Raw genomic sequence first — 7,828 nt, 5'->3', positions numbered from 1 at the left:
AAGAAACTAGCTACTTGGACGTGGCAGACAGCTTAAGAGAGCCTCTATGCTCGAAGAGTATGTTGGATACAGCAATGTTTTACCAGATATTGAAATGAAAGAGAAAGAAACATGACAAAAGCCATCGAGAATAAACTTCTCGATGACTTTTGTCTACAGTCTAACTTGATGTATGATCACATCAAGTTTCTTCTTTTTATTCTGCTAATGGTTCTTGGTCGGTTGGCTGTGCAGTTACTTCATTCACATCCAGCACCTCTGGCTGTTTCATAACTTTCCCTGTTTTACGTAAGACAAAATAAGCGCAGCCAAAATTACAATATTCATATAAATAATCTTGAAGCGTGCTTATTTTCGTATCAAAAGTTGACTTTTGATTTTTATCATCAAAAAAGCCCTTTAATCGTAATTGATTATAGCCCCAATCACCTACTATATAGTCGTATCTAGCTAATATATCGGAATACCTTTCCTGAAAAACTTCCTCCTGAAAGGCTTCGCGAAAATCTTCTAATAGTTCATATTCTAATCCTTCAACTATGATCAAAGTGACACCACCCTCTTGTTCATCCTTGACGTTTAGAGCTCTGCTTGTAACTGACGTTCTTTTGTTGCAGCATTTACTTGTTCGTCAGCATGATAACTACTACGTACAAGTGGGCCAGCTTCGCAATGTTTAAAGCCTTTTTCCATAGCAATTTTTCGCAGTTTCCCAAACTCTATCGGTGAATAATATTTTTTAACTGGTAAATGCTTTTTCGTAGGCTGTAAATATTGACCAATCGTCATGATATCCACATTATTTGCTCGTAAATCATCCATTACTTCTAAAATTTCTTCATGCGTTTCTCCTAAACCAATCATTAACGATGATTTCGTCGGAATTTCTGGTTGCATTTCTTTAGCTAGACGTAGGAACTCCAAAGAACGCTCGTATTTTGCACGAGCACGGACTCTTGGTGTTAAACGACGTACGGTTTCAATGTTATGGTTTAAAATGTCTGGCTTCGCATCCATTAGCATTTGAAGATTCTCCTTCATACCACCTAAATCAGATGGTAATACTTCAACAGATGTGAAAGGACTTTTGCGGCGAATAGCACGTACTGTTTCTGCTAAAACTTCCGCTCCACCATCTTTTAAATCGTCACGCGCTACCATAGTAATGACAACGTGTTTTAGGTTCATAATAGCTACTGAATCTGCAACGCGTTCTGGCTCTGCCAAGTCTAACTCATTTGGTAAACCTGTTTTTACTGCACAGAATCGACAAGCACGTGTACAAACCGAACCAAGAATCATCATTGTAGCCGTACGTCTTTCTCCCCAGCATTCATGAATATTTGGACAGCGAGCCTCTTCACAAACAGTATGAAGATTTTTCTCACGCATAAGCTTTTTAAGACCTTTATATTCATCATTAGTGTTTAGTTTTATTTTTAGCCAGTCTGGTTTTCTTAAATGTTCTTCTTTACTTGTAGGTTTACAAGATGTCATACGGATATCGCCCCTATCAAAAATATGCATTTTTTATATTAACTATCTTCACTGTTGTCAATGTAACATATTAAATGAACTCCAACAACTATCACAGTAAACATTTCTATTTAAAAGGCACAGGTATTTCAATGGAAGGTTGAGGCGCATCACTGCTATTGGTATAGATGTTCGGTACTGGACCTCTAGTTAACCCCATAGCAACAGGAATATCCTGTGCAACGGTTGAAGATTTACTTGCAAAAGGAACAATAATTTGGACATTTACCTCTAAATGAATGCCCACCTCAACATACGCACTATTAATCCCAAATTCCTGAATAGATGAGGTCACGTTACTATGGACATTTCCTATCACATGGAATCGTATAGGGATTTTTGGTCCTAAATTTCCGAGCAAAGGAATATTCGCTGCTTGCCCGAGTGGTACAAAAAAGACAATACCATCCCCTTCCTGAATTCTATTAATATCATATTCAACATTATCTAATTCAGGTAAATGTGATAGTTCTCCTTGTTCTGCCTGCTCTAAATACATTTTTACAAGCTCTAATGTCTCCGCTCGAACGCGATTAATAATTTCCGTATTAAACTTGGTTGTCATCATATCAGAACTACCTGGAGGAATATCTTCAATGATATCATTTACATCTAATACATTGGAGGTACGTGAGTTAATGGCTTTACTTACTACATATGATGCAATTTTTGTAGTTTGTACTTCTGCATATTGCAAATAGGTGGGCATGAGCCGTTCATTTAAATAATAAATAAATAATATAAGACAAACAACCATACTAACAATTAAAATGGTTAAACGATTAAGACGTATTCCCCTTTTATGATAAGAGCGCAATTTCATCCTTTTTCGAGGGAAAAACAAAAAAATCTCCTCCTGTTCCATAACGTATGAACAGGAGGAGTATTTTATTCTACCTTTGCAGGAACCATGTAATCCGTCTCAACATTTTCAATTAGAATGCTAGGAAAGTCCACTAAATTGATTTCATATGTAGCTGCGAGCAATTGATTTTGCTCCTCAAAAATACGAATCCATGGTAATGCGGCATCCAACGGGTTTTGTCTAGATACTATGCCACGTCGACCATCTGATAATTTTAAGATAACTCCATTTGGATAATGAACGACTGCTCTTTTTAGGGCATTTACAATGCGAGCATCATATAGCGTACCAGAGCCTGCCTCTACAATAGCTAGTCCCTGTGAAGGAAGCATTTTTTCACGATATACTCGATTAGTCGTAACCGCGTCAAAAACATCAGCCACGCCAATAATCTTGGCAAATGGGTGAATTTCAAAATCAACTAGTCCTCGTGGATAGCCACTACCGTCAATACGCTCATGATGTTGAAACGCACAATGGGCCACAAGCAATGAAATAGAATGTAAATTGCGTAATAAATCAAAGCCATAGCGGGCATGCATTTTCATGGCTTCAAATTCTTCATTGGTTAAGCGACCTGGTTTCGTTAGGATATCTTTTGGTACCATTAGTTTACCTACATCATGTAGTAATGCACCTATCCCTACTAACCGTAAATCCTCAGCAGAGTAGCCGAGCTCTTTGGCGATGGCTATCGAGTAAAGTGTCACTTGAAAGGAGTGTTGATATAAATACTCATCAAATAAATAAGCATCTGTTAATATCGTTAAAATTTCATCATTTCCAGTAACAGCAGAAAGTAATTCATCTACAATCGAGACAATTGTCTTTGATTGTTGATCTAATATATAAGAGGCATTTACTGAATTTAAACCATCGATTGATTGAAATGAATCTTTAATTGTTGTAATGACTTTATTTCGCATTGCAGGTGGCACAGTTTCTTCTACTTCAATGCCCTCCGAAATATCATCGTCAATGTATAGGTAATGTGTATTTAACTGTTGAAGTCGCTGAATAATACGGTCATTAATGATAACATCCTTCTTTAAAAGCGGATGCCCCGCCTCATTCCAAATGGTTCTGCCTAATACCATTCCTTCTTTTAATACATCGATTGAAATTAATCGCATGATTTCTTCCCCAATCCATTCTTTAAGCTCACTCTATTACTTAAAGAAACTTTGACCATAATCTATCATAATGTTTCGTAAAAATTCTGGTAAAATATATTGCTTCTTTGCATATTTGAAACTTGGATAAAAATATCCAAAAGTAAACAAATCTAATGTAACAAGTTTATAGATGTGATTGTCATCTGCCAGCTTACCATTAATTAACAACTGACGATTGTCGTTCATGGAAAAACCATATGTCAACATTTTTCCAAAGATCACACCTCTAAACCCTAATCCTTTTAATTCAATATAAGGCCATTCCTCATTTTTGGATTGCATATAGATTTCCTTCATTTCCATAACAGATAATTCAATTGTACATAAATTAATAGGATGTGGAAAAATTCGATGCAAATCTAATGCTGTCACAGTTCCCTTTGGGAGACCGTCTAAAAAAATACCAGCATTAAACAAGGCACAATCAGCACCACTTTTTTCTAAAATAGCATGTGCAAATAAATCAGATAGCTGTGAGTAGTGGAACCATTCCTTATTATAAGATTTCTTTGTCGTAAATACTGGCGTATCCAATATTCTAATTCCTTCATCCTCTAGGGATTGTACAATTTGCTGTTCGTTTTGGATATTTGGCAAGTCCTTATTATGAATTAAAGCATCCTTTTTTTCAACAATTTTCCTCATTTTTTTATCATATTCGATAACAAGATGTCCTGTGTATTGACCAAATTTTCCTCCACCTGTCAATAAAACACCATTGACGAGTTTCCCTTCTGGCAAGACATGATGTGTATGTGATCCAAATATGACGTCAATTTCTGGACATTCCTCTGCTAATAGCTCGTCTTCAGTTATCCCTAAATGGGATAGGCATAAAACAATATCAACCTCTTTACGTAGTTGATGAGCTAAACGAAGAAGTGTGCTTCGTGCTTCAACCATTTGCCAATTTAACGCCTGATAATACACTTCAAACATAGCCGTTGCTGCAATTATTCCTAGCTTCGTACCCTTTTCCGTTGTAAGCACAACATAGGGCTTCAGCCAGGCTGGATTTCTCCCCTGATACGCATCAATATTACCTACGACAACATCAAAATTCGCATCATCATATAAATGAAAAAGCTCATCATGGGACAATGTAATGCCCTCGTTATTCCCAATTGTCACTACATCGTATGCTGCCTCATTAAGTAATTGTACGTTCCCCTTACCAATCGTCGCTTCAGTATAAATATTAGAGCGATCTAAATGATCCCCCACATCAAACAAATAACTTGTTTCCCCTATTTTCGCTAGACTGCTGCGCTTCTCTTTCACATAGCTTTGCATTCGTGGCCAATACTTAAAATGACTATGCAAATCATTTGTGTGAAAAATATGGATTTTTTCAAGCATTAAAGCCACCTCATTTCATTCGCTAGTATAGCCGATTAAGCCAATATCCCTTCAACGATGGAACGAATTCCTAATAATAATAAAATAATCCGAAGAACCAGTACAAGCGTATCTGATTTAATTTTTTTATTTAAGGCTGCACCTAGCTTCGCTCCAATATATGCTCCTGGTATTACGGGAATTGTATAAAGCCATGGAACATGCCCTAAATATATATGGCTAGCCGTATTTACAACAGACGTTAAAAAAACTAAAAACATCGAAGTTGCTATTGCTACATGTGGTGGAAATAAGAACAAAATAATCATAGCTGGCACAATCATTGAGCCCCCACCTATACCAAACAGACCTGAGGCAAACCCTACCCCAAATGTAAATAAAATGGCAAACCAAATCGGATAGCCATAGACAAAGGTTTTCCCTTGTGCATCAGTAAACTCCTGTTGCAGGCCATTTTTCACAAACCATTCTACCGGCTTCAATTTGTCGCGGACAAGTAAAATAATGGATAAAATAATAAGCAAAATACCAAAGTATAAATTGAAGGATGGTAAATCTAATCCTTTATTAACCCATGCACCCAAAATGGAGCCTGGAATACTGCCGATAAAAAATATATAGCCAGTTTTATAATCCACCGTTTTCGATTTCATATAGCTTAATGTCGAGGCAAGTCCTGTAAAAATCATCATGACAACAGATAAACCAACAACTTTTTGTGGTGTTATATCTGGGATCATACCAAGGTTTAAACCGATATATAAAGTTGCTGGCACTAATACCACGCCACCACCAAGCCCAACTAATGAGCCAAGGAGACCTGAAAATAATGCAATAATTACTAATAAAATAAACGCCATTATAATTCCCCTTCAAACATGTTTAATTGTTTAGGCGCTAACCCAACATCTTTAATATTCAAAACACCCTGTAATTCCTTTGCGTTCTTCGCTGCATGATTACCTGAATTGTTATTAAATAATATAAAAAGTTCCTGCACCTCTGGCTCAAGCTTGAGAATTTGCTGCCCAAGCTGTTGCAATTCTTCTTTATTGTAGTCATATAAAAAGCGCACTTTGCGCCAGTTTTCTGCATTCCCTGTATTACGCCAGCCATGTATATTTCGCCCATGAATACGCACCAGCGCCTTATCGGCAGTTACTACAGGATAGAAGGGTACCGATCCTACGCCAGCCTGCGGCTCATCACAAATCGTATGAATAAATTGATGCTCTCTTAAAAAGTCCATTGTTTGTTGTACTACATTATCTGCATACCATGTTTGATTGCGAAATTCGATAGCCACTTGGAAATCCTTTAATTGTTGACGAATATACAATAAGTATTGAACATTTTTTGACTGACAATCAAACCATGGTGGAAACTGAGCTAAAATCATTCCTAATTTTCCAAAACGTTTAAATTCTTGGGCACATTCAATAAAAGCGTTAAACATATCATTCTTTGATTCAAAGGGAATATCTCCCCGTAAATGTCCAGTCATGCCTTGATAGGCCTTCACTACAAAACGAAAATTCTCCGGTGTATTCTCACACCATTTACGAACATTATCTTTGGATGGTATGGCATAAAAAGAAGTATCTACTTCCACCGCTAAAAAATGACCTGTATAGTCAAATAATTTATCCTTTGAAGAAGTCACTCCACTATAAAGTGAAGGGTGATCGCCCCATCCAGTTAATCCAACTACAATCATGTGACATCCTCCTTTATCTACAACATAATCATAGCATACAGTCTTCTCCTACAATTAAACATCATGTAAAAAAAATATAGCTTTTCACAAGAAAAAGCATGAGTCCTTATAGGATTGAACTCATGCCAAACAAGCTATTTATCAAGATTTTGTTGGATTGCCTCTAAAAAAGTAATACGACTAAACGCTGGGCCACCTTCCATTAGTGGGTCCACAACATTAACAAACACTTGCTCATTTTTAAAGGCATTTATATTTTGGATAATGGGATTCTGTTTAAAATCTTCTAACGCATTTGGAGCATCCGCATTTTCATCCGTTGAAAACTGGACAAATAAAAAATCTGGATTCATATCCGCTAGTTGCTCAACAGAAATCGCTTCTTGAGATGTTGCCTTAGCAATTTCAGCAGGAACTTCTAAACCAAGCTCACCATATAGAACAGGGTTTAAAAATACTTCTTTTGGATAGACATAAGCTTGTCCCCCACGAATTCGAATGGCTGCTACTTTTTTGTCTTCTAGTTTTTTTGTTAAGCTAGACTTTGCCGTTTCAATATCTGCCTTATATGTAGATAATATTTTTTCTGCCTCTGCTTGCTTGCCTGTTAATTCAGCTAATAAGTTTAAATTAGATTCCCAATTCGTAGAGATATGCGAAACTAAAATGGTTGGAGCAATTTTTTCTAATTTACTTTGTACTTCCTCTGGAAATTTCGTTGAGCCTAAAATCACATCTGGATCTAATTCTAATATTTTTTCAAAGTTTGGCTTAATCTTCTCCCCAATCGACTCTGCCTTATCTGTAACAGCAGCGTATAACTCAGGGAATTTACCACCAACCGCAATCGCTCCTACTGGATGGACATCAAGTACCACCATATCTTCCATGGCTTCCATCGCACCCGTCACAACAATTCTTTCGACCTTTTCTGGCACTTCATAGCTTTCTCCTAGATAATCTATTGTTCTTGTCAAATTTTCATTGGTAGTACTATCTTGTGTTTGTGCCACTTCCTCTTTCATCGACTCTGTGGACCTATCTTCCTCTGTTGTTTTCTTCTCTCCGCATGCAGCGAGGCTCAGCATAAATACCGCTATCATACTAATAAATAGAAACTTGTTTCTCACGTATTCATTCTCCCTTCTTTAATTGATATTGATTCTCATTATCATT

At 36.8% G+C, this 7,828-nt stretch carries 8 protein-coding genes; all 8 read right to left on the bottom strand.

The genetic code is table 11. The annotated features are described in order from the left end of the window. Window positions 1-196: 196 nt before the first annotated feature. The 8 genes from ACP3VS_RS12375 to ACP3VS_RS12340 all read right to left on the bottom strand — a co-directional run bounded on the left by ACP3VS_RS12375 (window position 197) and on the right by ACP3VS_RS12340 (window position 7,755). Window positions 197-547, bottom strand: coding sequence for a YutD family protein (locus ACP3VS_RS12375; protein WP_031417695.1), 351 nt, complete (start codon window positions 545-547; stop codon window positions 197-199). A 32-nt stretch (window positions 548-579) separates the two neighbouring features. Further along, complete coding sequence (gene lipA, locus ACP3VS_RS12370; RefSeq protein ID WP_031417697.1) at window positions 580-1,497, bottom strand: lipoyl synthase; 918 nt, start codon at window positions 1,495-1,497, stop codon at window positions 580-582. Between the two features lie 106 nt (window positions 1,498-1,603). Then, window positions 1,604-2,401, bottom strand: coding sequence for a sporulation protein YunB (yunB, locus tag ACP3VS_RS12365; RefSeq protein ID WP_012292339.1), 798 nt, complete (start codon window positions 2,399-2,401; stop codon window positions 1,604-1,606). 23 nt (window positions 2,402-2,424) lie between these two features. After that, a complete protein-coding gene (locus tag ACP3VS_RS12360) occupies window positions 2,425-3,534 on the bottom strand; it encodes an HD-GYP domain-containing protein (protein ID WP_012292338.1) in 1,110 nt (369 codons plus the stop codon). A 36-nt stretch (window positions 3,535-3,570) separates the two neighbouring features. Continuing rightward, window positions 3,571-4,935, bottom strand: coding sequence for a bifunctional metallophosphatase/5'-nucleotidase (locus ACP3VS_RS12355; RefSeq protein WP_036164322.1), 1,365 nt, complete (start codon window positions 4,933-4,935; stop codon window positions 3,571-3,573). 35 nt (window positions 4,936-4,970) lie between these two features. After that, window positions 4,971-5,795 (bottom strand): sulfite exporter TauE/SafE family protein, encoded by an 825-nt coding sequence (locus ACP3VS_RS12350; protein WP_012292336.1) that lies wholly within the window; start codon window positions 5,793-5,795, stop codon window positions 4,971-4,973. Next, entirely contained in the window at window positions 5,795-6,652 is an 858-nt protein-coding gene (locus ACP3VS_RS12345; RefSeq protein WP_012292335.1) for a DUF72 domain-containing protein, read from the bottom strand. The genes ACP3VS_RS12350 and ACP3VS_RS12345 overlap by 1 nt, the downstream gene beginning before the upstream one ends. A 134-nt stretch (window positions 6,653-6,786) precedes the next feature. After that, window positions 6,787-7,755, bottom strand: a complete 969-nt coding sequence (locus tag ACP3VS_RS12340) for an ABC transporter substrate-binding protein (RefSeq protein ID WP_198695086.1) — start codon at window positions 7,753-7,755, stop codon at window positions 6,787-6,789. Window positions 7,756-7,828: the final 73 nt, after the last annotated feature.

This window comes from Lysinibacillus sp. VIII_CA (assembly GCF_049943995.1).
GTDB classification, from domain to species: domain Bacteria; phylum Bacillota; class Bacilli; order Bacillales_A; family Planococcaceae; genus Lysinibacillus; species Lysinibacillus pinottii.
This window is presented reverse-complemented; position numbering and strand designations above follow the sequence as displayed.

Bases quoted from the DNA above. Each gene is read 5' to 3' on its own strand.
- lipA (WP_031417697.1), bottom strand. From the start codon at position 1,497: ATGACATCTTGTAAACCTACAAGTAAAGAAGAACATTTAAGAAAACCA.
- yunB (WP_012292339.1), bottom strand. From the start codon at position 2,401: ATGGAACAGGAGGAGATTTTTTTGTTTTTCCCTCGAAAAAGGATGAAA.
- ACP3VS_RS12360 (WP_012292338.1), bottom strand. From the start codon at position 3,534: ATGCGATTAATTTCAATCGATGTATTAAAAGAAGGAATGGTATTAGGC.
- ACP3VS_RS12355 (WP_036164322.1), bottom strand. From the start codon at position 4,935: ATGCTTGAAAAAATCCATATTTTTCACACAAATGATTTGCATAGTCAT.
- ACP3VS_RS12350 (WP_012292336.1), bottom strand. From the start codon at position 5,795: ATGGCGTTTATTTTATTAGTAATTATTGCATTATTTTCAGGTCTCCTT.
- ACP3VS_RS12345 (WP_012292335.1), bottom strand. From the start codon at position 6,652: ATGATTGTAGTTGGATTAACTGGATGGGGCGATCACCCTTCACTTTAT.
- ACP3VS_RS12340 (WP_198695086.1), bottom strand. From the start codon at position 7,755: ATGATAGCGGTATTTATGCTGAGCCTCGCTGCATGCGGAGAGAAGAAA.